At 50.0% G+C, this 23,366-nt stretch carries 24 protein-coding genes; 21 read left to right on the top strand and 3 right to left on the bottom strand.

Going from position 1 to position 23,366, the window contains the following annotated elements:
- Window positions 1-549, top strand: coding sequence for a class I SAM-dependent methyltransferase (locus tag E3U44_RS02610; RefSeq protein ID WP_134356530.1), 549 nt, complete (start codon window positions 1-3; stop codon window positions 547-549).
- Window positions 550-569: 20 nt separating this feature from the next.
- On the opposite strand, the gene E3U44_RS02605 is transcribed toward E3U44_RS02610, so the two are convergent.
- Window positions 570-1,292 carry a polysaccharide deacetylase family protein gene (locus tag E3U44_RS02605; protein WP_134356529.1) on the bottom strand — a complete coding sequence of 241 codons (723 nt, stop codon included), beginning with the start codon at window positions 1,290-1,292 and terminating at the stop codon, window positions 570-572.
- A gap of 181 nt (window positions 1,293-1,473) precedes the next feature.
- Between E3U44_RS02605 and E3U44_RS02600 the strand changes: the two genes are divergently transcribed.
- The 19 genes from E3U44_RS02600 to E3U44_RS02510 all read left to right on the top strand — a co-directional run bounded on the left by E3U44_RS02600 (window position 1,474) and on the right by E3U44_RS02510 (window position 20,397).
- Window positions 1,474-4,002, top strand: a complete 2,529-nt coding sequence (locus E3U44_RS02600; protein WP_134356528.1) for a S8 family peptidase — start codon at window positions 1,474-1,476, stop codon at window positions 4,000-4,002.
- Window positions 4,003-4,122: 120 nt separating this feature from the next.
- Entirely contained in the window at window positions 4,123-5,208 is a 1,086-nt protein-coding gene (locus E3U44_RS02595) for a glycosyltransferase family 2 protein (RefSeq protein WP_134356527.1), read from the top strand.
- Between the two features lie 41 nt (window positions 5,209-5,249).
- Window positions 5,250-6,299: an NAD-dependent epimerase/dehydratase family protein gene (locus E3U44_RS02590; RefSeq protein WP_134356526.1), complete on the top strand. Its 1,050-nt coding sequence runs from the start codon at window positions 5,250-5,252 to the stop codon at window positions 6,297-6,299.
- 589 nt (window positions 6,300-6,888) lie between these two features.
- The gene (locus tag E3U44_RS02585) at window positions 6,889-7,419 is read left to right on the top strand and encodes a flagellar basal body-associated FliL family protein (RefSeq protein ID WP_134356525.1); all 531 of its coding nucleotides are present in this window, start codon (window positions 6,889-6,891) and stop codon (window positions 7,417-7,419) included.
- Window positions 7,420-7,422: 3 nt separating this feature from the next.
- The gene (gene fliM, locus E3U44_RS02580) at window positions 7,423-8,472 is read left to right on the top strand and encodes a flagellar motor switch protein FliM (protein WP_134356524.1); all 1,050 of its coding nucleotides are present in this window, start codon (window positions 7,423-7,425) and stop codon (window positions 8,470-8,472) included.
- Window positions 8,456-8,914 carry a flagellar motor switch protein FliN gene (gene fliN, locus E3U44_RS02575; protein ID WP_134356523.1) on the top strand — a complete coding sequence of 153 codons (459 nt, stop codon included), beginning with the start codon at window positions 8,456-8,458 and terminating at the stop codon, window positions 8,912-8,914. The genes fliM and fliN overlap by 17 nt, the downstream gene beginning before the upstream one ends.
- Window positions 8,911-9,402: a flagellar biosynthetic protein FliO gene (gene fliO / locus E3U44_RS02570; RefSeq protein WP_134356522.1), complete on the top strand. Its 492-nt coding sequence runs from the start codon at window positions 8,911-8,913 to the stop codon at window positions 9,400-9,402. The genes fliN and fliO overlap by 4 nt, the downstream gene beginning before the upstream one ends.
- The gene (gene fliP, locus E3U44_RS02565) at window positions 9,399-10,223 is read left to right on the top strand and encodes a flagellar type III secretion system pore protein FliP (protein ID WP_240761701.1); all 825 of its coding nucleotides are present in this window, start codon (window positions 9,399-9,401) and stop codon (window positions 10,221-10,223) included. Before fliO ends, fliP begins: the two co-directional genes overlap by 4 nt.
- Complete coding sequence (fliQ, locus tag E3U44_RS02560; RefSeq protein ID WP_134356521.1) at window positions 10,220-10,489, top strand: flagellar biosynthesis protein FliQ; 270 nt, start codon at window positions 10,220-10,222, stop codon at window positions 10,487-10,489. The genes fliP and fliQ overlap by 4 nt, the downstream gene beginning before the upstream one ends.
- Before the next feature lie 4 nt (window positions 10,490-10,493).
- On the top strand, window positions 10,494-11,270 hold the full coding sequence (fliR, locus tag E3U44_RS02555) for a flagellar biosynthetic protein FliR (protein WP_134356520.1): 777 nt from the start codon (window positions 10,494-10,496) through the stop codon (window positions 11,268-11,270).
- Complete coding sequence (gene flhB, locus E3U44_RS02550; protein ID WP_134356519.1) at window positions 11,270-12,403, top strand: flagellar biosynthesis protein FlhB; 1,134 nt, start codon at window positions 11,270-11,272, stop codon at window positions 12,401-12,403. Before fliR ends, flhB begins: the two co-directional genes overlap by 1 nt.
- Before the next feature lie 4 nt (window positions 12,404-12,407).
- A complete protein-coding gene (flhA, locus tag E3U44_RS02545) occupies window positions 12,408-14,480 on the top strand; it encodes a flagellar biosynthesis protein FlhA (protein WP_134356518.1) in 2,073 nt (690 codons plus the stop codon).
- Window positions 14,481-14,502: 22 nt separating this feature from the next.
- Window positions 14,503-15,672 (top strand): flagellar biosynthesis GTPase FlhF, encoded by a 1,170-nt coding sequence (gene flhF, locus E3U44_RS02540; protein WP_134356517.1) that lies wholly within the window; start codon window positions 14,503-14,505, stop codon window positions 15,670-15,672.
- Window positions 15,659-16,582 (top strand): MinD/ParA family protein, encoded by a 924-nt coding sequence (locus E3U44_RS02535; protein WP_476703567.1) that lies wholly within the window; start codon window positions 15,659-15,661, stop codon window positions 16,580-16,582. The genes flhF and E3U44_RS02535 overlap by 14 nt, the downstream gene beginning before the upstream one ends.
- Window positions 16,579-17,304 (top strand): RNA polymerase sigma factor FliA, encoded by a 726-nt coding sequence (locus E3U44_RS02530; protein WP_134356516.1) that lies wholly within the window; start codon window positions 16,579-16,581, stop codon window positions 17,302-17,304. Before E3U44_RS02535 ends, E3U44_RS02530 begins: the two co-directional genes overlap by 4 nt.
- 188 nt (window positions 17,305-17,492) lie before the next feature.
- Window positions 17,493-18,233, top strand: coding sequence for a flagellar motor protein (locus E3U44_RS02525; protein WP_134356515.1), 741 nt, complete (start codon window positions 17,493-17,495; stop codon window positions 18,231-18,233).
- A 7-nt stretch (window positions 18,234-18,240) separates the two neighbouring features.
- Window positions 18,241-19,095, top strand: coding sequence for a flagellar motor protein MotD (motD, locus tag E3U44_RS02520; RefSeq protein ID WP_134356514.1), 855 nt, complete (start codon window positions 18,241-18,243; stop codon window positions 19,093-19,095).
- Window positions 19,096-19,162: 67 nt separating this feature from the next.
- A complete protein-coding gene (locus tag E3U44_RS02515; protein ID WP_134356513.1) occupies window positions 19,163-19,615 on the top strand; it encodes a DUF2802 domain-containing protein in 453 nt (150 codons plus the stop codon).
- A gap of 47 nt (window positions 19,616-19,662) precedes the next feature.
- Entirely contained in the window at window positions 19,663-20,397 is a 735-nt protein-coding gene (locus tag E3U44_RS02510; RefSeq protein WP_134356512.1) for a pentapeptide repeat-containing protein, read from the top strand.
- A gap of 11 nt (window positions 20,398-20,408) precedes the next feature.
- Here the strand turns inward: E3U44_RS02510 and amrA are convergent, their stop codons facing one another.
- Both amrA and amrB read right to left on the bottom strand, forming a co-directional pair.
- The gene (amrA, locus tag E3U44_RS02505) at window positions 20,409-20,933 is read right to left on the bottom strand and encodes an AmmeMemoRadiSam system protein A (protein WP_240761700.1); all 525 of its coding nucleotides are present in this window, start codon (window positions 20,931-20,933) and stop codon (window positions 20,409-20,411) included.
- A gap of 34 nt (window positions 20,934-20,967) precedes the next feature.
- Window positions 20,968-21,753 carry an AmmeMemoRadiSam system protein B gene (amrB, locus tag E3U44_RS02500; RefSeq protein WP_134356510.1) on the bottom strand — a complete coding sequence of 262 codons (786 nt, stop codon included), beginning with the start codon at window positions 21,751-21,753 and terminating at the stop codon, window positions 20,968-20,970.
- Between the two features lie 134 nt (window positions 21,754-21,887).
- Here amrB and amrS point away from each other — a divergent pair, with 134 nt between their 5' ends.
- Window positions 21,888-22,982 carry an AmmeMemoRadiSam system radical SAM enzyme gene (amrS, locus tag E3U44_RS02495; RefSeq protein ID WP_134356509.1) on the top strand — a complete coding sequence of 365 codons (1,095 nt, stop codon included), beginning with the start codon at window positions 21,888-21,890 and terminating at the stop codon, window positions 22,980-22,982.
- Window positions 22,983-23,366 lie beyond the last annotated feature (384 nt).

Raw genomic sequence — 23,366 nt, 5'->3', positions numbered from 1 at the left:
ATGGTCAAGATCAATTTCGGTTGTGGCCAAGAAAAGTTAGAAGGTTGGATTAACGTTGATTTGGACGCCTCCTACAGGCCCGAGGTAGTGGCGGATCTATCCGCTAACATGCCTTTTCAGACTGCATGTGCAGGCTTGATGTATTCCGAGGATTTTATAGTCCAGCTCGATTTGGACTCCGCTTATCTTTTCTTGCGAGAATGCCACCGGGTCCTGAAGCCGGGTGGTATCATACGGCTATTGACTCCAGACTTGGAAAAGTTGACGAGGGCTTATCTCTATGAGCCAGAATGGTTGGTTGCCACTTGGAAGCAGTTTGTCGGCATACCCTTGAAAACCCAATCTGCATGTGAAGTATTTAATCTTGGCATCCGTTTGGCGGGGCAATTTCATTATGATCGCAAAACCTTGACTGGGATACTTAATGAGTGCGGGTTTCATGCTAAGGAAGTCAATTATAGGCAAAGCGAAGCCCCAGAGCTACGAGGGTTGGATTTGAGGCGCCCTGATGAGAGTATCAGCATGTATTTTGACTGTTACCGCTTCTGATAGAGATTATTTTTGGAGGTCTAGAATTTGCCACGAATGATTGCCTCTAGCTCCATGCCGCTTTGCCAGTGCTCGAGGAAGGCAAATCGAGGTAAGAACCAGCGCTCGCTGTTTTTATGGACATATTCCGGTTGTGTTGAAAAGGCCGCCCGGATTCCGTGTATAGGGATAAAGTGGGGGAAGAATTCATGCCTGAGATAGTCGCTCGCTTGCCCATAGGGATAGGCAAATAAGTTGGGCCTCTTCCCACCTAGCCGCTCTCGGATGACTTTACCTGCCTGGATAACTTGAAGTTTGCAGCTGTCAAAGTCATCAACACACCAAAAATTACCAAGCATGTCTCCTCTATCTAAATTAGCAAGGCTTGGGTGTCGATGATCCCAGCTATGGTTTTGTATTTCAATTAGGCTAGATTGCTCAGCTTTTCTCCACCAGTTGTCACTTAACCATCCTTTACCCAACAGGGCACTATTATCTATCGCTGTGCGCGCCTCGGGGCTAGCTATCACAAAGCTAGTCGCCTGTATCTTTGGTTGTTTGTCGCCGACCTCTTCTTGAAACTCATTGAGGATATTAAGAAAACTGCGCTGTAGCCCAAGGCCGGGATACTCAAGATCATAAAAATCAAAATCCGGCCCATCATCAAAGGTGATGCATATGGAGTGATCAAGATCAATATTGCATTGGCCTAATAAAAAATCTACAAGCAATTGAAGGGGAATGATTTTTTTTTCCTGTCCCATGAATACGCCTCAAATCTTCAGCTAACGCGATATGGGCATTTTGGACATAGGATGCGCTTTCGATAACTTGCGAGTGATAGGTAAGAATGGGGCATATATTCATGCTATGTTTCTTTAAAACGTAAATTTTACTAATTACTGCCTTTCTCAAGGATTATCTAAAAGTGACTGGAGCAAGCAAGTGAGCGAAGAAATTATCTGTAAATTAGTCCAGTATTGCCTGCTGACGGCCTTTACGGCGGGTATCAGCTTAACGCTCATTCCAGCACATGGAAATGACATTAGCAACAATAGGCTAGAAAACAACGAGGTTTTTTCCTCCAATTCAGGAGCGTCTAGGCTCTTACACTCCCGTATCGAATATCGCTTGCAAAAGATGCTAGAGGCAAGGAGCAGCCCAAAAGGAACATCGCAAGAACAACCTGTACAAATCCATATTCTCCTGGATGGACCCCTGACGGCAGAAACGCGTTCAGCCATTGAAAAACTGGGGGGTAGGGTGGAGATCGAGCGTGGTGAACAGCTACAGGTGTTGTTGCCTCTAGAGCGAGTATCCGAGCTGGCGGCCTTGCCTCAGGTGCGGTATGTACGGCTACCCCACCGTGCTGAGCCCCGGCAAGAGACTCGTCCTGAACTTTACCGGTTTGCCGGGGATAAATCGGGACATCCAAACAAAGGCGCACATCCGGATTCATCCAGTGAAGGAGTCTTTGTGACTTCCGCTCACAGGCTCCACCAGCTAGGCATAACCGGAAAGGGGGTACAAGTCGCTATTTTAGATAGGGGATTTCAGGGATATCGGAATCTCTTGGGGGACGAATTACCCCTTGAGGTTACCATAAAAAATTTTAATCTAGGCGAGGGATTTGAAGGAAACAATCACGGCACTGCAGTGGCTGAAATCCTCTACGATATGGCTCCGGATATTGAGCTGACCTTGGTTGCCGCTGGTACAGAATTGGAATACATGGCGGCACTAGATTGGCTGCGCACTCAAGAAGTTTCTATTGTTTCATTTTCCCTTGGCTTTGATAATCTTGGTCCACTAGATGGTAGAAGTCCAGTTTCTACAGCTGCAAGTCGATTATTCGATGAAGCAGGTATTTTGTTTGTTACTGCTGCTGGGAATGAACAGCAAAACTACTGGAGCGGCACTTTTCGTGACGTGGATGGTAACGGTGCCCACGAGTTTAGCAATAATGATGAGGCCTTAAATCTAGAATTGCGGGCAGGAGACTTGGTGCGTGTCATCCTTAACTGGGACGATTGGGGCGAAGATCCGTCCCGTCCTCGCTCTGACCAGGATTATGATCTTTACATCTTTTGCCCAGGTACAGTCCAGTTTTCTCCGGATAATGCCTGTGCCTCATCAGTGGGATTCCAGACAGGGTTGTTAGGTCAGGAGCCGATAGAACAAGCTTTTTTTGCGGCGCCAATGACGGGTACGTATCATGTTTTTATCGTGGGCGCGAGCCTTGAAACTGGCGAGAATTTACTGCGGTTATTTATCGGCGGTAGCCAGGGAAAGGCCTTTCCTATGGAGTATCAAAATGCCGATAGCACCTTAGTTTTACCAGGCGATGGCCGTGGTGTATTCACTGTCGGTGCCATGGATGTCTTGACCCAGCAACTAGAGCCGGTGTCCTCCCTGGGGCCCACCTGGGATGGTCGCATTAAGCCTGATATTATTGCGCCTGATGGGGTGAGTACAGTGGTTCTAGGCCCCTTTTTTGGTACTTCTGCTGCGGTTCCCCATGTCGCGGGCGCGGCAGCACTGCTCAAATCCCAAGATCCCAATCGTAGCGCCCAGAAACTTAAGCTATTGCTGCAACAGGCGAGTATAGACCGCGCTTTTAGGGGTAAGGATAATGAATATGGGGCTGGCACATTGGCCCTTGAGAATTTTGTAGCCAATGGGAGACGCTCACCCTTTTCTGGAATATGGTGGAGTCCATCACAGAATGGGCATGGTTTCTTTGTCGATGTCCGTAATGATACCTTAGTGGCGGCTTGGTATACCTATGATAGGGTGGGCAATCCATTTTGGTTGCTTTCTGCGGGTCCCATGGGGACTTCAGATCAGTATTCGGGTATTCTATACGCTTTTCAAGGGCCAATATTAAAGTCATCCTTGAGCTCTTTTTTTGATGGCCATGGCAGCACTGTGGTCTCAAGAGGGATGGGGCGCCTTGATATTGATTTTATCAATTCTGATGAAGCGGCTATTAAGATCCAACTCAATGGCGACAATTTGATCTCCCCCAATACCTTTAACCTTCAGGCCCAGCCTTTTCTAGGATATCCAGCGGCTGAGCAAAACCCTCTAATCCCCTATACTTCTAAGCATGATGGTTTATGGTGGAATGGGCAACAGAATGGACACGGGTTTTTTATTAATATTCAAGGTACTGTGTTAACTGCGGTATGGTATGTTTATGATAGCAGGCGGGGAGAGCCGTTTTGGATACTTACAGCGGGTCCTATGAAGTCTGCGACGACCTATTCGGGAACAGCATATCGGTTTTTGGGTCCATCTCTCCCGTCTGGCACAGATATTGCCCATCATTTTGATGCTGCAGGGTCTACAATTAATGGAGTAGCGAGTGGTCACCTCTCTATTTCTTTTACCTCGGATACTACCGCAACGGTGGCCATTAACAATGTGCTTTCGGTCAATGAAACTTTGCAATTAGAGCGTTTTGGCTTTTAAAACTTTTAAAATTGATTTGATAATCTTAGGGTTAGCATAGCGGTTTTAATAATTTTTTGCCCTAGCCATGCTAAACTGAGAGAAAATTCATTCCAGAAAACTGCGCGGGCAGGCCCGTTCATGAAAAGTATAAATGGGGAGCATAGGACCAAGCAAAAGGGGGTGAGGCAGCGTCCACTCGTCTCTGTGGTGATGGTGAACTTTAATGGCGGTTGGTTGCTGACCGAGGCTGTGCGCTCTGTGTTAGAAGCCGATATCCCATTAGAAGTTATCGTTGTGGATAATGGTTCCCAGGATAGCAGCCTAGTGTGTTTACAAAGTGTGGTGGGTAGAGATCTTCGAGTCCGGGTGATTGAAAATGGCCGTAACCTAGGATTCGCCCGGGCGAATAATATTGCGCTCAGGCAGGTGGTGGGGGATTATGTGCTGTTGCTAAATCCCGACTGTGTTATTCGCCCAAATACTTTTTCTAAAATGCTTGAAGAAATAGCCAGCCGCCCAGACGTGGGAATGGCCGGTTGTCTGATCCGTAACCCAGATGGAACTGAGCAGGCAGGGTGTCGCCGCAGCGTGCCTACGCCGTGGCGGAGTTTGGTCCGAATCCTTCATTTGAATAGATTTTTTCCCCATCATCCGAGGTTTCAAGGGTTTGTTCTTAGTGGTCAGGCTTTGCCTAGAGGATCGGTTTTTCTGGAAGCCATCTCGGGAGCTTTTATGTTGGTTCGGCAAGAGGGGCTAAAGCAGGTAGGCTTGTTGGATGAGAATTATTTTCTCCATTGTGAGGATTTGGACTGGTGCATGCGATTCCGGCAGGCCGGTTGGAAAATTTTGTTCGTCCCTAGTGCAGAGGTGGTTCATTATAAAGGTACCTGTAGTCGGAACCGGCCTATCCAAGTGCTTTGGCATAAGCACAAAGGGATGGTGTATTTCTACCGGAAATTTTTCCGCCACCAATATCCTCTGCCGCTCATGGGGTTAGTGATCAGTGGGGTGTGGGGTCGCTTTTGTGTACTGGCTGGATTGGCCTTGCTATGGCAGCTTGTCACAGAAACTAAAACTAGGATCGGGTTTAGAATGCGAAATACTTTTTATTTGGCCACGCGTCCGCCAAAATTGCCTGCTAACCCTTCAGACGCCACGTGCGGGGTTAACCCGGAGAGTTCTGGCGCTTCAGAGGTGCCAACGAAACGAGCTCATAGTAGTTAGTAACCTTCCCTCTTGGTCTATCGAAAGCGTCTAATTTTAGGATGAGGGCACTGATTACAGGTGCGACGGGTTTTATCGGTCAGCGCCTAGTCGCCCTATTATTACCGAGAGGAGATTCGATCCGAGTATTGGTGAGAAATGTAGAAAAGGCTAAAGCAATATGGCCTACCGATTCACTAAGCGTGTTTCGAGGAGATCTCACTGAGCCTCGAATGCTCGGTAACTTATGCAAAGATGTAGATACGGTTTTTCATCTGGCTAGTGGCAGCTTTGCCGAAGATGATGATAGCGGTGAAGTAGAGCAACTCCATCGAAAAGTTATCGTAGAGGGGACCAGGAAACTCCTAGAGTTGGCTGCACAAACCGGTGTTAGACGATTTATTTTTATAAGTAGTGTTAAGGCTATGGGCGAGGGAGGACGGGAGTGTCTCGATGAGGCCAGTCCTGTTGCTCCTCAAACCGCCTATGGTCGGGCGAAGTTAGCCGCTGAGCAGGTGGTACTGGAAGCGGGCCGTATTTACGATATGCAGGTTTGTAACCTGCGGCTTCCCATGGTATATGGGGGTGACCATAAGGGAAACCTCCCCCGAATGGCCATGGCAATTGATCGAGGGTGGTTTCCGCCATTACCTGAGGTGGAAAATCGGCGTTCCATGGTCCATGTGGATGATGTGGTGCAGGCAATGTTGCTTATAGCTGAAAACCCCCTGGCCGATCATCAAACTTATATTGTGACCGATGGCTATATTTATTCCTCTCGCCAAATTTATATATTGCTTTGCCAAGCATTAGACCGACATGTCCCCTGGTGGTACTTTCCGGCAGGGCTACTTCGAACGGGAGCTAAGGCGGGGGATCTTGTGGAACGGGTATTGAAGAGAAGAGTTCCTTTGAATTCTCGGGTTTTATACAAGCTCATCGGTTCTGCCTGGTATAGCTGTGCCAAAATACGGAAGGAATTAGGTTATAGGCCCCAGCATTCGCTGGAGACGGCCTTGCCTGAGATCCTCGCAAATCTTGGTTTGTTGCGCTCCCCTCCGAAATCACTGGAATTGCCTCAGAATAGCACGGGGGATCGAGAGCAAAGTTAAGGTGACGGACCCGCAGGGTGTCTTTCGAAAAACTATAGCGGCTCCCCTTGAGCTGCAACCCAGTTGGCCCGGAGTAAGCCTGACCGACCTCTTTTAAATCCCTCCCTTCCAGGAACGGGCGTTTACCGGTCTGCATGGGTCCACAGAGCCCACGGTCCCGATCACCCTTGCCCGCCAATGGTCTCGTCACGCTGACCTCAAACCTAACCTGATAATTCATGAGATCACCACAAAGGCACTAAGAGGTCAAAAAGTTAAATAGATTAAAATAAGTTGCTTGGTTAGCAATGAGCCTATCCATCAATTTCTCCCACCTGAGTGAGATTCCCTCACCTTCGTGTCCTTTGTGTCTTGGTGGTGAACAATTCAGGCTAATAAAGTTCCATCTAAATGGGAACCGCTGTTAGAGCGGAAAGTCAATTTTTTGTCAAAGTACTGCCAAGAAGAGGGGTCATTTATTTGACGGTTAAGGACCCCTTTGCGGTAAGGTCATTTAAATCAGTAAGTTCTTTTATCTTCACAGGAACTGGCACGGGGTTTGCTCAAAATCAAGAGTAATAATTCTTGCTTGAGAAGAGGAATAGACCCCATGGCTCAGAGTAGTGAGGTGGATTGGGAGGTTAAGGGCAGCGGTATCTCTAAAAGGACCCTGATTATTCTTGTCAGTATTATCATTGTGCTAGTGGTCGTAATAGCGGTGGGAGTAGTTTTATTTCTAACCGGTGCGCTCACGCCTAAAGCCGCTATCAGGGAGGCTGCTGCTGATAGCGTCGAAGTATCAAAAGTCCCTCAATATCCTGCCATTTATCATTCCCTAGCCCCTGCTTTTGTGGTCAATTTCTATCGCCAAAGCCAGCGTCAGGTGCGTTTTTTGCAAGTTAAGATGGAAGCGATGGCCCGTGATTCAGAAATAATCGAAGCCATAAAAAACCACAGGCCAGCTATTCGCAACAGCCTATTGCTGCTGTTAAGCCACCAGGACTACGAAACACTACATACCATTGAAGGTAAGGAGCAACTGCGGGAAGCTGCACGGCATGAGATCAATCAGGTTTTGGAAGATCAGGCTGGGATCAAAGGAGTAGAAGCAGTTTATTTCACCAGTTTTATAATGCAATAACCCATGGCTGCTACCGACATTCTTTCTCAGGATGAAGTCGATGCCTTGCTGTCAGGCATGAGCGATGGCGAGGTTGATATCGAGACCGAAGCTATAGCAGGTGAAGAGGCGGTTCGCCCCTACGATTTTGGCAGTGAAGACCGCATTGTTCGAGCCCGCCTGCCAGCTTTGGAGATGATTAATGAGCGTTTCGTCCGTCAGCTTCGCCGCAGCCTATTTAACCTATTTCGGCGCGCTATCGATGTGACGGTGTCGGGTATGCAGATGGTTAAGTTTTCCGAATATATCCACACCTTGTTTGTTCCTACTAGCTTGAATATGGTGCAAATGTCCCCCCTACAGGGCACTAGCTTGCTCGTGTTTGACCCGAAGCTGGTGTTTATGATGGTGGATAATTATTTCGGTGGTTCAGGCCGAACTTATGCTCGCCGCTCCCAGGCCTGTATTGAAGGTCGGGAGTTTACGCCCACTGAAGTACGTATTGTCCAGCTCGTCCTCAAGAAGGTGTTTGCAGATCTGGAGCAGGCTTGGGAGCCCGTACTCGCGGTGCGTTTTGAGTATCTACAGGCAGAACCTAACCCTCTGTTTGCCACCATTGTTAGCCCCAGTGAAGTGGTGGTGGTCTCCACCTTTTACGTGGAGTTCGATGGAGGGGGGGGGGAATTCCATATTACTTTGCCCTATGCCATGCTGGAGCCCATTCGTGAATTATTGGAGGTGGGAAGGCAAAGTGGCGCCAACCAAGTAGACGAACGCTGGGATCAGGCTCTGCAAGAAAAAATTCTGGAAGCAGAGGTCGAGCTATCCTGTACCCTTGCAGAGACCCAACTTTCCTTACGAGAAATATTAGCGCTTGAGCCGGGTGATATTTTGCCCATTGACTTGTCCTCTACCCTCACTGCCTTGGCAGATGGGGTTCCGGTGTTTCGTGCCCGTTATGGGGTTCATAACGATAATTACGCCTTGAAAGTAGTCGAATCTTTGCCCCATCAGGGATTGTTTGCGGAGAAGCCTACTTTAAGCCAGAAGGTCGCCTATGACCGATCATCCTAAAAATCAAGATCCCACTGCCGCTGATGAATGGGTAGCCTCGCTGGCGGGAGAGCAAATTGGCGATTTGGGTTCTAAGCAAGGGCAAACGTCGACCTCCAAGGCCCAGGCGGAGTCATCTGCCGAGCCCTATACCCCGGCAGCATTGGAAGAGTTGGCAGCTGATCCCACAGCAGCTGCCAAGGATATTAACTTGGATCTTATTTTGGATATTCCGGTGACCATAGCCATGGAAATAGGGCGTACCAGGATTAGCATCCGAGATTTACTGAAATTAACTCGGGGTTCGGTCGTGGAATTGGATCGGCTCGCTGGGGAACCCCTAGATGTGTTAGTCAATGGCTGTCTTATTGCCCATGGCGAAGTCGTGGTGGTCAATGAGAAATTTGGTATTCGTCTTACCGATGTGATCAGCACCACCGAGCGGGTAAGGAAGTTAAAATGAGTAAATTCCCTTATCCTGTTATTGTCTTTGCCTTATCGCTGTTGGTCTCTACAGGGCAGGCGGCTTGGGCCGCAAGCATAACCGCCCAGCCGACCACAATATCAGGAGAACAAGCCCAGGGAAGCGAGGAACCAACCTCGGGATTTTCTGCCCAGAAAGTTGCTGCGGGTGAAGTGCTGCAGATGGTTTTTGCACTGGGGCTAGTGCTGGCAATTATTGCCTTAGCGGCTTGGCTTTTGCGTCGGCTTCCTGGCTTGCAACGTGGCGCGCATCGCAACCTACAAATTCTGGAAGGGATCTCCCTGGGGACCCGGGAACGGGTCGTATTAGTGCAGGTTGGCGAGCAACAGTTGTTGCTTGGGGTTTGTCCAGGGCAGATACGGACCCTGCATGTGCTGAAGACTCCTCTCCCGATGCCTCCTCACTCCTCGAGAAGCCCCTTTGTCCAGCATTTGGAACGAGCGTTGAGACCAGGGGAGTCGCCATGAGGGGGGAAAGAAAATTCTGGCAGAGGAAGAAAAGGCAAGCCAGCGGGGGGGAATTCAAGCCCGGGGGAGGCAAGTTAGCGCTCTGTGTCTGGTTGGCTGCGTTGCTGTTGCTGCCTCCAGCAGTAAGTTTGGCTGCACCCGGTGTGCCGGCGCTAGCGGTGACGACAGAGGGGAGTGGCGAGCAGACCTATACCGTCACTTTGCAGATTTTAGTACTTATGACAGCCCTTACCCTACTCCCGGCGGCGGTCATGATGATGACCTCCTTTACCCGCATTATTGTGGTGCTCTCGATCCTGCGCCAGGCCTTGGGATTAGCCCAGAGTCCCTCTAGCCAAATTCTGATTGGGCTTACCCTATTTTTGACTTTCTTTATCATGGGCCCGGTCCTTGATAAGGCCTACCAGGAGGGGGTAAAGCCTTACCTGCAAGAAGAAATTCCCGTAATGGAGGCTTTGGTACGGGCAAGAGAGCCATTTCGCCATTTCATGATGGCCCAGACTCGGGAGACTGACCTGCAGCTATTTGCAGAGATCGCTGGGCAGAAAGCCTTTGAGTCCCCGGCTCAAGTTCCCTTTTCCTTGTTGGTGCCCGCTTTTATTACCAGTGAACTCAAGACGGCTTTTCAGATTGGCTTCTTGCTGTTTATCCCTTTCCTCATTATCGATCTAGTGGTGGCCAGTGTGCTCATGGCCATGGGAATGATGATGCTCTCTCCTATGCTGGTGTCGTTACCCTTTAAGCTCCTGCTGTTTGTATTGATTGATGGCTGGTCCTTGCTTATGGGAACCTTAGCCTCAAGCTTTTATATAGCGCCATGACTCCCGATACCGTGCTTTCCCTTCTCCACCGTAGTCTTGAAATTATCACCCTCTTGTTGCTGGTCCTCTTGTTACCGCCGTTAGCGGTGGGCCTCTTGGTGAGCATGTTTCAAGCAGCTACTCAGATCAATGAGATGACTCTGAGCTTTATCCCTAAACTCTTGGCTATCTTGCTTACCATGGCCCTTGCCGGCCCTTGGATGCTGCAGTTGGTGCTGGATTATACCCAGCAGTTGTTTAGGGATATTCCTGCCCTTATCGGGTGAGGTAATGCATTTTACCAGCGACGAAGTTAGCACTTTGATCGGTGCTTATCTGTGGCCTTTTTGCCGGATCGGCGCATTCGTGATGGCGGTTCCGCTCTTTGGGAGCACTGTGGTCCCGGCGCGCGTGCGGTTAGTCCTCGCACTGGCCTTAACGGTAGTCATTGCCCCTGTGATCCCGAGCACTCCCGTCCCTATCTTGAGTTTGCAAGGAGGGGGGCTGATTGTCCAACAGTTCCTGATTGGGATAGCTATGGCCTTGGTACTACAGATGGTGTTCCAGGCCTTTGTCATTGGTGGTCAAACTGTAGCAATGCAGATGGGGCTAGGGTTTGCCTCCATGATAGATCCCCAGCATGGGGTTTCGGTTTCAGTAGTTTCACAACTCTACCAAATCTTAATCACCCTCGTGTTTTTGGCTTTAGACGGTCATTTAGTGGTGATCCAGGTGTTGGCGGAGAGTTTTTATAGGTTGCCCCTTGGGATGGGTAGTTTGAGTTCGGATAATTTTTGGCAACTGGTCGGGGGAGGCAGTTGGATGTTTGCCGGCAGTATGCTGATTGCTTTGCCGGCCATTGGGGCGTTGCTGTTGGTTAACTTAACCTTTGGCGTGATGACTCGCGCTGCTCCTCAATTGAATCCCTTTTCCATCGGCTTTCCCCTCACCCTCATCCTGGGTTTTGGGATACTTTTATTCACTTTACCCAGTGCCTCCAGTCATCTAGTCAACCTTGTTGATACTGCCCTGGACCTTATTCGGACCCTGCTGAGAGAAGAGGGTTAATGGCGGAATCTAGCGCCCAAGAGCGGACGGAACAACCGACTCCGAAACGTCAGCAGGAAGCCCGGGAAAAGGGCCAGGTTCCCCGTTCCCGGGAACTCAATACGACGGCTTTGCTGCTGAGTTCTGCCTTGGGTTTGTTGTTGATGGGAGAGTTTTTTCTTCAAGGGCTTGCTGGACTGATGCGGCAGGGCCTGCGCTTAGAGCGGGCCCAGATCTTCGAGCCAACTGCTGCCATTTTGCAGTTTCAGCAAGCCATCTGGGAAGCCCTCAAAACGATAATGCCTTTTCTACTCTTGACGCTCATTGCCGCATTAGCAGCGCCCCTGCTGATGGGAGGGTGGAGTTTCAGCCTCCAGGCGCTGGGGTTTAAGTGGGAGAAATTAGATCCTCTTAAGGGCATGAAACGAGTCTTTGGCCCCCAAGGGTGGATGGAGTTACTCAAGGCCTTAGTTAAGTTTTTGCTTTTGGGGGGAGTCGCTTGTGTGCTGTTTTGGTATTTGGGCCCCGATCTCATCGCTTTGGGGCAACAAGGGCTTATCCCCGCTCTATTCCAACTCGCCCACTTGATAGGATGGAGTTTTTTGGCTCTTTCGGCCAGCCTTGGGCTCATCGCCGCTATCGATGCCCCCTTTCAACACTGGCACCATACTCGGCAGCTGAGGATGACTCCTCAAGAGATTAAAGAGGAGCATAAAGAAACCGAGGGTAGCCCTGAACTCAAGGCAAGGATTCGTCGAGTACAGCGGGAAATAGCGGGTCGCCGGATGATGGCAGCGATTCCCCAGGCCAATGTGGTGGTGACCAATCCCACCCATTATGCGGTAGCTTTGGATTACCAGCAGGATAAGGGGGGAGCCCCGCGTGTGGTAGCTAAAGGTGCCGATCAGGTGGCCCTCAAAATTCGGGCCGTGGCAGCAGCCAATAAGGTGCCTATTCTTTCGGCGCCATCCTTAAGCCGCGCTCTTTATTACAGCACTGAATTGAATCAGGAAATTCCAGCCGGACTGTATGTGGCCGTGGCGCAAGTATTGGCCTATGTCTTCCAATTGCGTCGCTACCAGCGACAAGGGGGCGTTAAGCCTACCTTCTTTCCCGATGATCTCCCGATACCTGAAGATTTGAGGAAGGAGTAATGTGATGAATGCTGCAAGCGTGCTGGGACATTTGCGGGAACTAAGCCGTAATGGGCTAGGTGCGCCATTAATACTTCTCCTCATGCTGTCGATGATGGTGTTGCCGTTGCCGGCGGTACTGCTCGATTTACTTTTTACTTTCAATATTTCCCTGGCGCTGGTGGTATTGCTTGCAGGTGTTTACGCTCACCGGCCACTGGATTTTGCTGCTTTTCCCACAGTTTTGCTGCTTGCCACCCTAATGCGGCTGGCTTTGAATGTGGCTTCTACGCGGGCAGTGCTATTGGAGGGCCATACGGGTCCCGCTGCCGCTGGCCAGGTCATCCAGGCTTTTGGCGAGTTTGTGATTGGAGGCAACTATGCGGTGGGCCTGGTGGTGTTTCTGATTTTGGTCATCATCAATTTTGTGGTGGTGACCAAGGGGGCAACCCGCATTTCCGAGGTGAGTGCCCGCTTTACCTTGGATGCCATGCCTGGTAAGCAGATGGCTATTGATGCGGATCTCAATGCCGGTCTGATTGAGCAGGAAGAAGCCCGGCTCCGGCGCCAGGAAATCATGCAGGAAGCTGACTTTTATGGCTCCATGGATGGGGCTAGCAAGTTTGTTCGCGGCGATGCTATTGCAGGGATTTTAATTCTGCTGATCAATGTCATTGGGGGGCTCTCGGTGGGGCTCCTCCAACATGATCTTTCCTTTAGCGAGGCAGCCCGGAACTATACTCTGTTGACCATTGGCGACGGCTTGGTCGCCCAGATTCCTTCCTTGGTGCTCTCTACTGCCGCAGGCATTCTTGTCACCCGGGTTTCCCATGCCCAAGACATGGGTACCCAAATTTTGACCCAATTGTTTGAAAATCCTAAACCCTTGGGCGTTGTTGCCGCCGTCCTCGGGGGCATGGGGCTTATCCCCGGAATGCCTAACCTCGCCTTTTTAGGATTAGCCTCTCTTTGCGGCTTTGCTGCTTGGCATCTCAGCCGGCGGCAGAAAGCTGAGGCGGCACCGTCACCACCGGCGGCGGCTCCCCTAGAAACTCCGGAACTTTCTTGGGAGGATATTCCTCCCGTGGACCCCATCGGCCTGGAGATAGGCTATCGCTTGATTCCCATGGTGGATAAGGCCCAGGGAGGGCAGTTGATGGGACGCATCAAAGGGGTGCGGAAAAAATTGTCCCAGGAATGGGGATTCTTGATCCCAGCCGTTCATATCCGCGATAACTTAAACCTGGCTCCCACGGCTTATCGGATTACCCTTTTTAGTGTCACGGTGGGAGAGGCAGAAATTTTCCCCGAACGGGAGATGGCCATTAATCCCGGTCAGGTTTTCGGTAAAGTGGAAGGAACCCCCACTCAGGATCCTGCATTTGGCTTAGAAGCCCTCTGGATCGAGCCAGCCCAACGGGAGCGAGCTCAAATGCAAGGCTATACGGTGGTCGATGCCGGGACCGTCATTGCCACTCACTTGAGTCAAATCCTCCAAAGCCATGCCCATGAGTTATTGGGGCGGGAGGAAGTGCAGCAGCTCTTGGAGAATCTAGCCAAAGTCGCCCCCAAACTGGCGGAGGGAGTGGTGCCTGACACCTTGCCCCTGGGCGTTGTGCAGAAGGTGTTACAGCAACTATTAGCGGAGGGGGTGCCTATTCGCGATATGCGGACTATCGTCGAAACTTTGGCAGAGCACGCGCTGCGGAGTCAAGACCCCGCCGTATTGACGGCCATGGTTCGTATCGCCCTTGGACGTTCTATTGTTCAGCATATCAATGGTCTAACTAAAGAACTTGAGGTCATTTCTATATCTCCTGAACTGGAACAATTATTGCTACGTTCCTTACAGGCTGCCAGCGAAGGAGGGGGGCTCAATATGGAACCTGGACTAGCGGAAAAATTGCACCGCACTTTGAAGGAAAGTACGCAGCGGCAGGAGGCCGCTGGAAAGCCAGCCATACTATTGGTACAGGGAGCATTAAGGGCTTGGCTTGCACGGTTTGTTCACCACACTATTCCTGAACTTAAGGTGCTGTCCTACAACGAAATACCGGAAGATAAGCAGGTCCGCATCGTGGCCAGTGTGGGTAGTTAGGTGACTTGTTAGGAAGTAGCCGATGAAAATTAGACGGTTTACAGCTCCGGATGTGCGACAAGCTATCCGGCAGGTACGGGAGGCGATGGGGGCAGATGCCGTTATCTTGTCAAATCGTTCAGTGGGTGGAGGCATTGAAATTGTCGCTGCCACGGATTACGAGGATACCGTATTAGAGCAAGCTTCTTGCCAAGAGGCAGAGCCTCTGCCAGAAAGGAGGCCTTCTTCCAACGCCTCTAGGGATGAATCTCAAAAGCCCATTTTGCTTGAGATGCGGCAAGAGGTGAAAAATTTACGCAATCTAGTAGAGGTGCAATTATCGGACCTTGCCTGGGGTGAATTGGGCCGACGCCACCCCCTTAAGGCACAATTGCTCCGCCGGTTAATTGGACTGGATCTTGTTCCCGAACTTTGCCGGCAGCTTGCTGCCCAGGCGAGTAACAGCAATGACCCCCATCAAATTTGGCAGCAGGCGCTGCAGGTGCTGACAGACCTTATCCCCATTGCCGATGATGATACCTTGACCGCTGGTGGGATCGTCGCCCTCATCGGCCCCACGGGGGTGGGGAAAACCACCAGTGTGGCGAAAATTGCGGCGCGCTTTGCGCTTCGCCATGGGATCCATAGTGTGGCTTTGGTGACTACTGACTGTTTCCGTATCGGAGCGCAGGAACAATTGCACACCTATGGCCGCATTCTTGGTGTTCCTGTGAAGGTTGTTCAGGATCGGCAAGCATTGGAGAAAATTTTGGATGGCTTGCTGGATCGGCAGTTAGTGCTCATTGACACAGCAGGCATGAGTCAGCGGGATATGCATCTTACCAAGCAATTTGCCATGCTTGCTGGAGGTGGCCCAAAAATTAGGAATTACTTAGTCCTATCAGCGGCCACTCAATCTTCGGCGTTGGATGAGGTGGTGCAGCAATTTAATCGGGTTGAGCTCTCGGGCTGCATCCTGACTAAAATCGATGAAGCGGCGAGCCTAGGGGGGATTGTCTCCACCGTTATCCGTCGCCAGTTGCCTCTTGCCTATATCAGTGATGGACAGCGAGTACCGGAGGACTTCGGGGCAGCCCGTGCTCAGCACTTAGTCCATCTTCTCACCGAGTATGCCTGTGAGAGGGAAAAAGGGTTGGCTGATGAGGCACTGGCTCAAGCGTTTGGAAGGGCCATAAATTATGCTCATGTCTGAGGCGCGGATTGATCAGGCCAGTGGTTTGCGGCGGATGACTCGTCCTGTCCGGGTAGTGGCGGTGACTGGTGGTAAAGGGGGAGTCGGCAAAACTAATATTTCAGTGAATTTGGCGGTGGCTTTAGCAAGTCAAGGCCAGAGAGTAATGCTGTTAGATGCTGACCTTGGATTAGCTAATATCGATGTGTTGCTAGGATTACAGCCTACTCATAACCTTGCCCATGTCATTAAAGGGGAGCGTTCGCTAGGGGAAATTATTGTCCCTGGACCCGCAGGCATCAAAATCGTACCGGCGTCCTCGGGAGTGCAGGCCATGGCGCGCCTTAGTCCGGCTGAGCATGCAGGTCTTATCAATGCCTTCAGTGAAGTCAGCACGACCCTGGATGTTTTGTTAATTGATACTGCTGCCGGAATTTCTGACAGTGTAATCAGCTTTACCCGGGCAGCTCAGGAGGTACTCGTGGTGGTTTGCGATGAGCCCGCATCGATCACTGATGCTTATGCTTTGATCAAAGTATTAAGTCGGGATCATCACCTGCAACGGTTTCATCTCCTCGCCAATATGTCTCGTAGTATTCAGGAGGGCAGGGAATTGTATGACAAACTTGCCAAAGTCACCAACCAATTTCTGGATGTGACACTGGAATTTTTGGGAGTGGTACCTTACGACGATTATCTCCGTAAGGCAGTAAAGAAACAAAGCGCGGTGGTAGATAGTTACCCCAGAAGTAAATCAGCGATGGCCTTTATGCACTTAGCCCAAAAGGCAGTCCGCTGGCCGGTACGGAGAGAACCAGGCGGTCACCTTGAATTCTTTGTAGAGCGCCTAGTGCAATACAGTCTGTGCTTTGCAGATGGATCAAGCAGGGTCCATGCGGGGACGAATCATAGTAAGGGGGATTTGTTATGAATGGGGTCGTCGCTTATGCTACCCGGACCCAGGAGAAGCCCAGGAGTGACGAATTAGTCATTCAGTATGCGCCATTGGTAAAGCGTATTGCTTATCATTTGTTAACCCGGCTCCCACCTAGCGTTCAGCTGGATGACCTTATTCAGGCGGGCATGATTGGTCTATTGGAAGCAGCCCGCAATTATAATGCTTCCCAGGGTGCAAGTTTTGAAACTTATGCCGGAATCCGCATTCGAGGGGCTATTTTAGATGAGATTCGTCGCAATGATTGGGCCCCTCGTTCGGTCCATCGTAAGGCTCGGCAAGTGGCTGAAGTGATGCGGGAAATTGAGAACCGCGAAGGCCGAGACGCGCGCGATCATGAAGTTGCAAAGGAACTCGGGTTATCGCTTAATGATTATCATCGACTCTTGCAGGATGCAGGCGGTTATCGAGTATTTAGCCTTGATGAATTTAATGAGAGCGAAGAGTCAGATCCTCTGACAACCCCCCTGCAGGGGCCCTTCGACGGATTACAAGATCAGAGCTTCCGAAGTGCGTTAGTCGGTGCTATTGATGGCCTGCCTGAGCGGGAGCGATTAGTGATGTCGCTTTACTATGTTGAAGATTTAAACCTCCGGGAAATCGGCGAAGTATTGGGGGTGAGTGAGTCCCGGGTTAGCCAAATCCATAGTCAGGCTGTATTACGCCTTCGGGCTCACCTTAATGAGTGGTTGGATTGAGTATATAGCTCATGATTTGTGCTCTCTGTAGAGGGTGGAATAATACTTCCATGCCAGCAGCTTTTCCCCTCGTATTTTTTATCCTTTAGGGGGGGTGTGCGTCCTTTGTACCAAAGGCCCCTATAAGGGAGGAGCGGTTGCAGTTAGGAGTGGTCTTACTAGCGCCAGGGGAGCAACGGGTGTAAAGCATGGATATCTTGAGTATCCTTGGCGTGATCATTGGATTTGGGGCCATTCTCGTTGGCCAGTATTTAGAAGGAGGAGAGTTAAGAGCCATTCTCAATCCTGTGGCTTTGCTTATTGTCTTAGGGGGTACCCTGGGAGCGGTGATGTTACAGACTCCCCTCAAACTTTTTTGGCGAGCCTTCCAGATTTCGGGTTGGGTTTTTCGGCCACCTTCCCAGCGGGCAGAAGAACTTGTTGCCAATATCCTTGAATGGAGCAAGATTGCCCGTAAGGAAGGTTTATTAGGGCTAGAGGCTATAGCCGAGACTGAGGCTGATCGTTTTTCCCGTCGAGGTTTGCAATTATTGGTGGATGGAAACGAACCAGAGGATATCCGCAAGATCCTGGAGCTGGATATTGAACTTGCGGAGCAGCGAGATCTCCTGGCCGCCAAGGTTTTTGAGTCTATGGGCGGGTATGCCCCCACTATTGGTATTCTTGGGGCTGTAATGGGATTAATACAGGTCATGGGTAATCTGGCCGACCCCTCCTCCTTAGGTAGTGGCATTGCGGTTGCTTTTGTGGCGACGATCTATGGGGTGGGTCTTGCTAATTTATTTTTTCTCCCCTTTGCTAATAAATTAAAGGTGCTTATCCGAGGACGCTCATATATTAGTGAAATGGTAGTAGAAGGGCTTATTGGTATCGCCGAGGGGGAAAATCCCCGCAATATCGAAATCCATTTACAAAGTTACTTGGATTGAGTGCGTTATGGCCCGCCGACGCTGGCAGGAAGATCAGGAAGATCAGGAAAATCATGAGCGTTGGCTGGTGTCTTATGCGGATTTTATTACTTTATTGTTTGCTTTTTTTGTCGTCATGTATGCTGTCTCCTCTATCAATGAAGGGAAGTACCGGGTGCTCTCAGAAAGTTTGACTGCGATATTTCCTCAAGCCTCTCGCCGGATAGAGCCTCCTATTGAGGTAGGGGAGTTAATCGTTGCCTCGGGTTCTAGTCCTATTGAAATAGAGGCATTACCTGAAATCTCCTCTGTGACCCCGACTTCAGCAATATCGTTTTCTGCAACCTCTGTCCAGGAGGAGAGTTCGGTGATAGCCAGTCTTGGGGTCATTACTAAGGAGATTAGAACTGCCTTGCAGCCTTTAATCGATGAGAACTTGGTTCGCCTACGTCAAGGCCGGGAATGGTTGGAGGTTGAAATCAATGATAGGGTACTTTTTACTAGTGGAAGCGCTAAATTGGAAGCAGAAGCCGTGCCAGAGTTAAAGAAGTTAGCCAAGATCTTGCGCCGCTTTCCCAACCCCATCCAAGTTGAGGGGTTTACCGATAATGTTCCGATCAGCACACCAGTTTTTCCCTCTAACTGGGAATTGTCATCGGCACGGGCAGCGAGCGTCGTGCATCTGCTTGATCGCTTTGGCGTATCCCCCGCACGTATGGCCGCTATCGGTTATGGACAATACCGGCCGGTGGCAGCTAACAGTACAGCAGAGGGAAGGCGCCGGAACCGGCGCGTGGTACTAGTGATACTGGGGCGGCCCTTTAGCCGCCGTACGCTGGAAGCTCAAGGGTCCCCTGTTGGGGAGGGGCAAGCCAAGAACTAAGCGAAGCGGTATCTTTTACTCTTAGTCCTGTGTTCCAGATACCGTTAGTTTTAGAATTGAGGCGGTAATGGAATTGGTCTGGCTGCTTTTTGTGGTGACAGGGGTGCTGATAATCTTAGTGCTCTATTTAAATCTTACTTTGTATCGAGCCAATCGGCAGTTAGAGGAGCAAGTCCAACAGCTGCAGCAGTTACAGAAGGATTTTGGTGTGCTTTGTGCTGGTTCGGCGAGGTTAGGAAACCAAATTTTACAGTTGGAGCGGCGGGTAAAAAAACTTGATGAACGGCAAGATCAAATTGACTTGCATACGCCTGAGAATTGTGCTTATAGCCAGGCGATAAAGATGGTGCGTAACGGTGCTGATATTGACCAATTAATAGCCAGCTGTGGGCTGTCTCGAGACGAAGCGGGGTTGGTCTACTTATTGCATAATACTAATTCGACTGCAAATACCCCATTCGGCCAGGCAGGTACTAACCATGCGGATAACCAAAATAGATTGAACGAATGGCAAGAATAGTGGTATGTATTAGAAAAGCCTACCTTTAGCGATTATCTCTAATTTGGGTGCAAACAAAGCATGATAAAAGCAGGGCCGAAACTTTTCCAGGCCTAAAACAATACGAGGCGGGATACCCTTGGCGTGATCGCCGCTCTGGATTTGATCGCCGCAGGTTCAGGGATCGGCGTTTACTGTCTGAGCAACGCAGTGGAAAGGACCGGCGCTCTCCTGAGCTACCTGAAACCATCAAATACCGCAGAGCACGGACGCAGCTTAGGAGCCAACTAAAAGCGTACCAGGCCAGCTATCCCCTTAAACGTCGTTTTATTGGGGCGATTATCTTGGCAATGGTTGCCCTGTCAGGGGGATTCTTTTTCCTATCCTCTATTTGGCACATGGGAAACTGCGATATGCCTCCTAGACCAGGGGTGGACTGGAGTAATTGCCTGCTTTCGGGAAGAGTTTTGGTAGCGGCCAATCTAAATGGAGCCAATCTCCTCAATTCATCCCTTAAAGGTGCCGATCTGTCCCAAGCTTCGTTAAATTCTGCTGTTTTAACTTATGCCAATTTGGCCTTTGCCAACTTGAGGCATGTGGATCTTTCCGATGCCATGTTACGAAGTGCTAATTTATGCAATGCGGATTTGAGTCATGCTAGGCTAGATTACGCCGATCTTTCCTACGCTGATTTGTCCGGCGCTCATTTAGACGGAGCTTCTTTGCAAGGGGCGAAATTAGATTATGCCATATGGCCTGATCGGCGTGAGTGTGCGCCTAAATCGATCGGCTTTTGTCGATGAGATCGCAAAATTCAAATTTTTTCCACCGTATAGCGGAACACTCGTAAAGAATCCGACCAATACTCTGGTGGTAGGCCCGTCTTCCGTTTGAGTCCCCTGAGAAATAGCTGAGGATCGGGCAATACTTCCCAAACTGCAGGAAGAAAGGTCCCCCGAAGTGTCCCTTCTTCTAGTACTAACCCGTCAACTCCTGGACGTAACTGGAAAATCAGGTCTTGTTCGTTCTCAAAGGTCATCAAAAGTGGGGGAGTTAGGATTGAGACGGCGATAGTCAGCCGCTCAAATTCCCCGGTTGTCAACGAGGGGAATCGAGGGTCACGAAAAGCACTGGCATAAGCATTTTCCGCAACATCTAAGACCAAGGGCCGATAGGCTTCGAGGGTGCCCATACAGCCGCGCAACCGATTTTCCCATGTCAAAGTCACAAAATTAGCGCCGATGCGTTGGATTAGCGGTGGATAGTTATCGAGTTCAATAGGCAAAGGTTCCCCTGTCTCGAGTCCGTGGCGAATAGAGTCACGGGCTATTTCTCCCAATCTCTGCCTTTCTGCTGGTAAAAAAACGGGGGGATTACTGAAAGACATAGGCACCGTAGCCAACGACTTGATCTCGGGAACCTGCGGTATCACCGGAATTGCGGAGGTCAAGGGTGGTCCCGTGAAGGCCGCGTTCCCGTGCCGCCATGAGGAGCCCGCCCATTGGAATGTAACCGCAGGCCTGTTCAGGATGAATCACCTCGGGCTGTAAAACTTCTATTGCTTTGGTGGTAGCCCTATCGAGCTGTTGGGCAGTAGCGTAGTCGTGATAATGGCTTAAATCTGAACTGACGATAATTAAGGTCTCCTTGCTATCCCAAAAGAGATCGAGTACCTCCTTGACCTGTTTGGGGGAGGTCTGCCCTACAACTAGTGGAACCAGGGAAAAATCACCGAGAGTTTCCTGCAAGAAAGGCAGCTGGACTTCCAAGCTATGCTCTAGGGCATGGGACTCATCTAGTATTCTGACCTGAGGGAGGGTTAAGGCCAGTTGTAAATCATTTTCGTTTACGGGAACGATGCCAAGGGGGGTTGCGAAACCCTCTACCTGGCTGGTTGCTATCCCATAAAAGGGAATTCGATGGGAAGGACCTAGAAGAATAACCCGATGAATCCGCTCCTGGACTTTTTGTAGAGTGGCGTAAGCTGATGCCGCTACTGGGCCAGAGTAGCGATAGCCTGCATGGGGTGCAATAATGGCTTTGGGTGGGCTCCCGCCTGTTCCAATCGTCTTGAAAAAGTTCTGTATTTGGGTTTGTAGTGCCACCAAATCGGCAGGATAGAATAGGCCTGCAACAGCCGGTTGCCGTAAGGTCATCATGGTTTATCCTCAAAATGAAATAGGATAGCGGGGAACAAGCCAATAGGGAAACTTTACTGGTGAACACTATCTAACGCATAAAAGCTGAGTATTTCCCATGAGGGCGCCCAAGGAGCTGCCCAGGAGTTATTGCGTTGGTCATTGAAACCTTTTCGGATACGGTTCCCACTCGTTATTGGCATCGCTTGGATGATGGTCGGGTCCAATGTGATTTGTGCCCCCGTTATTGCAAATTACGTGAGGGCCAACAAGGGTTGTGTTTTGTCCGTGCTTGCCAGGACGGTCAAATTGTTTTAACCACTTATGGGCGTTCTAGTGGCTACTGTATCGATCCTATTGAAAAAAAGCCTCTAAATCATTTTTTACCGGGAACACCCATCCTGTCTTTTGGAACAGCGGGTTGTAATTTGGCATGTAAATTCTGTCAAAATTGGGACATCAGCAAGTCGCGAGAATTTGACACTCTTGCTGATCAGGCCAGCCCGGAGGCCATTGCTCGTGCGGCTGGAGAACTCGGGTGCCGTAGTGTGGCATATACTTACAATGACCCTGTTATCTTTATGGAGTATGCTATCGATGTTGCCCAGGCTTGCCGCGAGCGAGGTATTAAATCCGTTGCAGTAACAGCGGGTTATATTTGTGATGAGCCACGGATGGAATTTTACCGTTATATGGATGCCGCCAATGTCGATCTCAAAGCTTTCACTGAAAAATTTTACCGCAAGATCACGGGAGGACATCTACAACCGGTACTGGATACTTTGGCCTATCTAAAATATGAAACCCAAGTTTGGTTTGAGATGACGACTCTTTTAATCCCTGGTGAAAACGATTCCAATCAGGAGTTGGAAGCGATGAGTCAATGGGTTGTGGAGCATTTGGGAAGGGAGGTCCCCTGGCACTTTACTGCTTTCCACCCTGACTGGAAGATGATGGATAAATTATCCACCCCATCTGCCACTTTGATGCGGGCCCGCCAAATTGCAGTTGAAAATGGCATTCGCTATGCTTATGTGGGCAATGTTCATGATCTCAAGGGGGGGAGTACTTATTGCCACCACTGTGGCCATCTGCTGATTGGCCGGGATTGGTATAGCCTATCGGACTGGGGGTTGACCGCCAATGGCTATTGCCAGCGGTGCGACACGCCTTGTGCTGGCGTTTTTGAGTCAGTCCCTGGGACTTGGGGGGCTAGGCGCATGCCAGTACACCTAGGTCGTTTTGCCTGAGAAGCTGCTGAAGAATTCTTTTAGAAGGGTTGCGCGCGGCAAAACTCATCTTTGATTATGGATTTTCCTTTTCATTTTAATGGTCAGCGTCGCTACGTTCTGGGCACCCTATACCTATAAAACTCCCGCTCAGCATTGTTTTATAAGCATTTATTCGCGTGTATTTGCGGCTAAAAGCCGACTCTAGTTTATTTCCCTATATCTGTTTTTCTTTGCCCTTGGCGGCAGGTTCTAGTATCGAGCCTCCGGGGAGGGTGTAGTGAAGTCTACCCACTAAGGTTAATTTTTGACAATACGCTATACAATGGGTCTTTATTGTATCTTCTCTATCAAGAGGTTAAGGGAGTAATTTTGTGCAGTTATTGGTTATAGGTGATTTTTTTC

Origin of the sequence: Nitrosococcus wardiae (genome assembly GCF_004421105.1) — a bacterium.
GTDB lineage: Bacteria > Pseudomonadota > Gammaproteobacteria > Nitrosococcales > Nitrosococcaceae > Nitrosococcus > Nitrosococcus wardiae.
This window is presented reverse-complemented; position numbering and strand designations above follow the sequence as displayed.

Excerpts from the sequence above, each read along its gene's own strand:
- fliO (WP_134356522.1), top strand. The coding sequence starts at position 8,911 with ATGAGTAAATTCCCTTATCCTGTTATTGTCTTTGCCTTATCGCTGTTG.
- E3U44_RS02610 (WP_134356530.1), top strand. The coding sequence starts at position 1 with ATGGTCAAGATCAATTTCGGTTGTGGCCAAGAAAAGTTAGAAGGTTGG.
- amrB (WP_134356510.1), bottom strand. The coding sequence starts at position 21,753 with ATGATGACCTTACGGCAACCGGCTGTTGCAGGCCTATTCTATCCTGCC.
- flhF (WP_134356517.1), top strand. The coding sequence starts at position 14,503 with ATGAAAATTAGACGGTTTACAGCTCCGGATGTGCGACAAGCTATCCGG.
- fliQ (WP_134356521.1), top strand. The coding sequence starts at position 10,220 with ATGACTCCCGATACCGTGCTTTCCCTTCTCCACCGTAGTCTTGAAATT.
- fliR (WP_134356520.1), top strand. The coding sequence starts at position 10,494 with ATGCATTTTACCAGCGACGAAGTTAGCACTTTGATCGGTGCTTATCTG.
- flhB (WP_134356519.1), top strand. The coding sequence starts at position 11,270 with ATGGCGGAATCTAGCGCCCAAGAGCGGACGGAACAACCGACTCCGAAA.
- E3U44_RS02535 (WP_476703567.1), top strand. The coding sequence starts at position 15,659 with ATGCTCATGTCTGAGGCGCGGATTGATCAGGCCAGTGGTTTGCGGCGG.
- E3U44_RS02530 (WP_134356516.1), top strand. The coding sequence starts at position 16,579 with ATGAATGGGGTCGTCGCTTATGCTACCCGGACCCAGGAGAAGCCCAGG.
- motD (WP_134356514.1), top strand. The coding sequence starts at position 18,241 with ATGGCCCGCCGACGCTGGCAGGAAGATCAGGAAGATCAGGAAAATCAT.
- E3U44_RS02590 (WP_134356526.1), top strand. The coding sequence starts at position 5,250 with ATGAGGGCACTGATTACAGGTGCGACGGGTTTTATCGGTCAGCGCCTA.
- E3U44_RS02525 (WP_134356515.1), top strand. The coding sequence starts at position 17,493 with ATGGATATCTTGAGTATCCTTGGCGTGATCATTGGATTTGGGGCCATT.
- fliM (WP_134356524.1), top strand. The coding sequence starts at position 7,423 with ATGGCTGCTACCGACATTCTTTCTCAGGATGAAGTCGATGCCTTGCTG.
- E3U44_RS02605 (WP_134356529.1), bottom strand. The coding sequence starts at position 1,292 with ATGGGACAGGAAAAAAAAATCATTCCCCTTCAATTGCTTGTAGATTTT.
- E3U44_RS02585 (WP_134356525.1), top strand. The coding sequence starts at position 6,889 with ATGGCTCAGAGTAGTGAGGTGGATTGGGAGGTTAAGGGCAGCGGTATC.
- fliN (WP_134356523.1), top strand. The coding sequence starts at position 8,456 with ATGACCGATCATCCTAAAAATCAAGATCCCACTGCCGCTGATGAATGG.
- flhA (WP_134356518.1), top strand. The coding sequence starts at position 12,408 with ATGAATGCTGCAAGCGTGCTGGGACATTTGCGGGAACTAAGCCGTAAT.
- fliP (WP_240761701.1), top strand. The coding sequence starts at position 9,399 with ATGAGGGGGGAAAGAAAATTCTGGCAGAGGAAGAAAAGGCAAGCCAGC.
- E3U44_RS02515 (WP_134356513.1), top strand. The coding sequence starts at position 19,163 with ATGGAATTGGTCTGGCTGCTTTTTGTGGTGACAGGGGTGCTGATAATC.
- E3U44_RS02595 (WP_134356527.1), top strand. The coding sequence starts at position 4,123 with ATGAAAAGTATAAATGGGGAGCATAGGACCAAGCAAAAGGGGGTGAGG.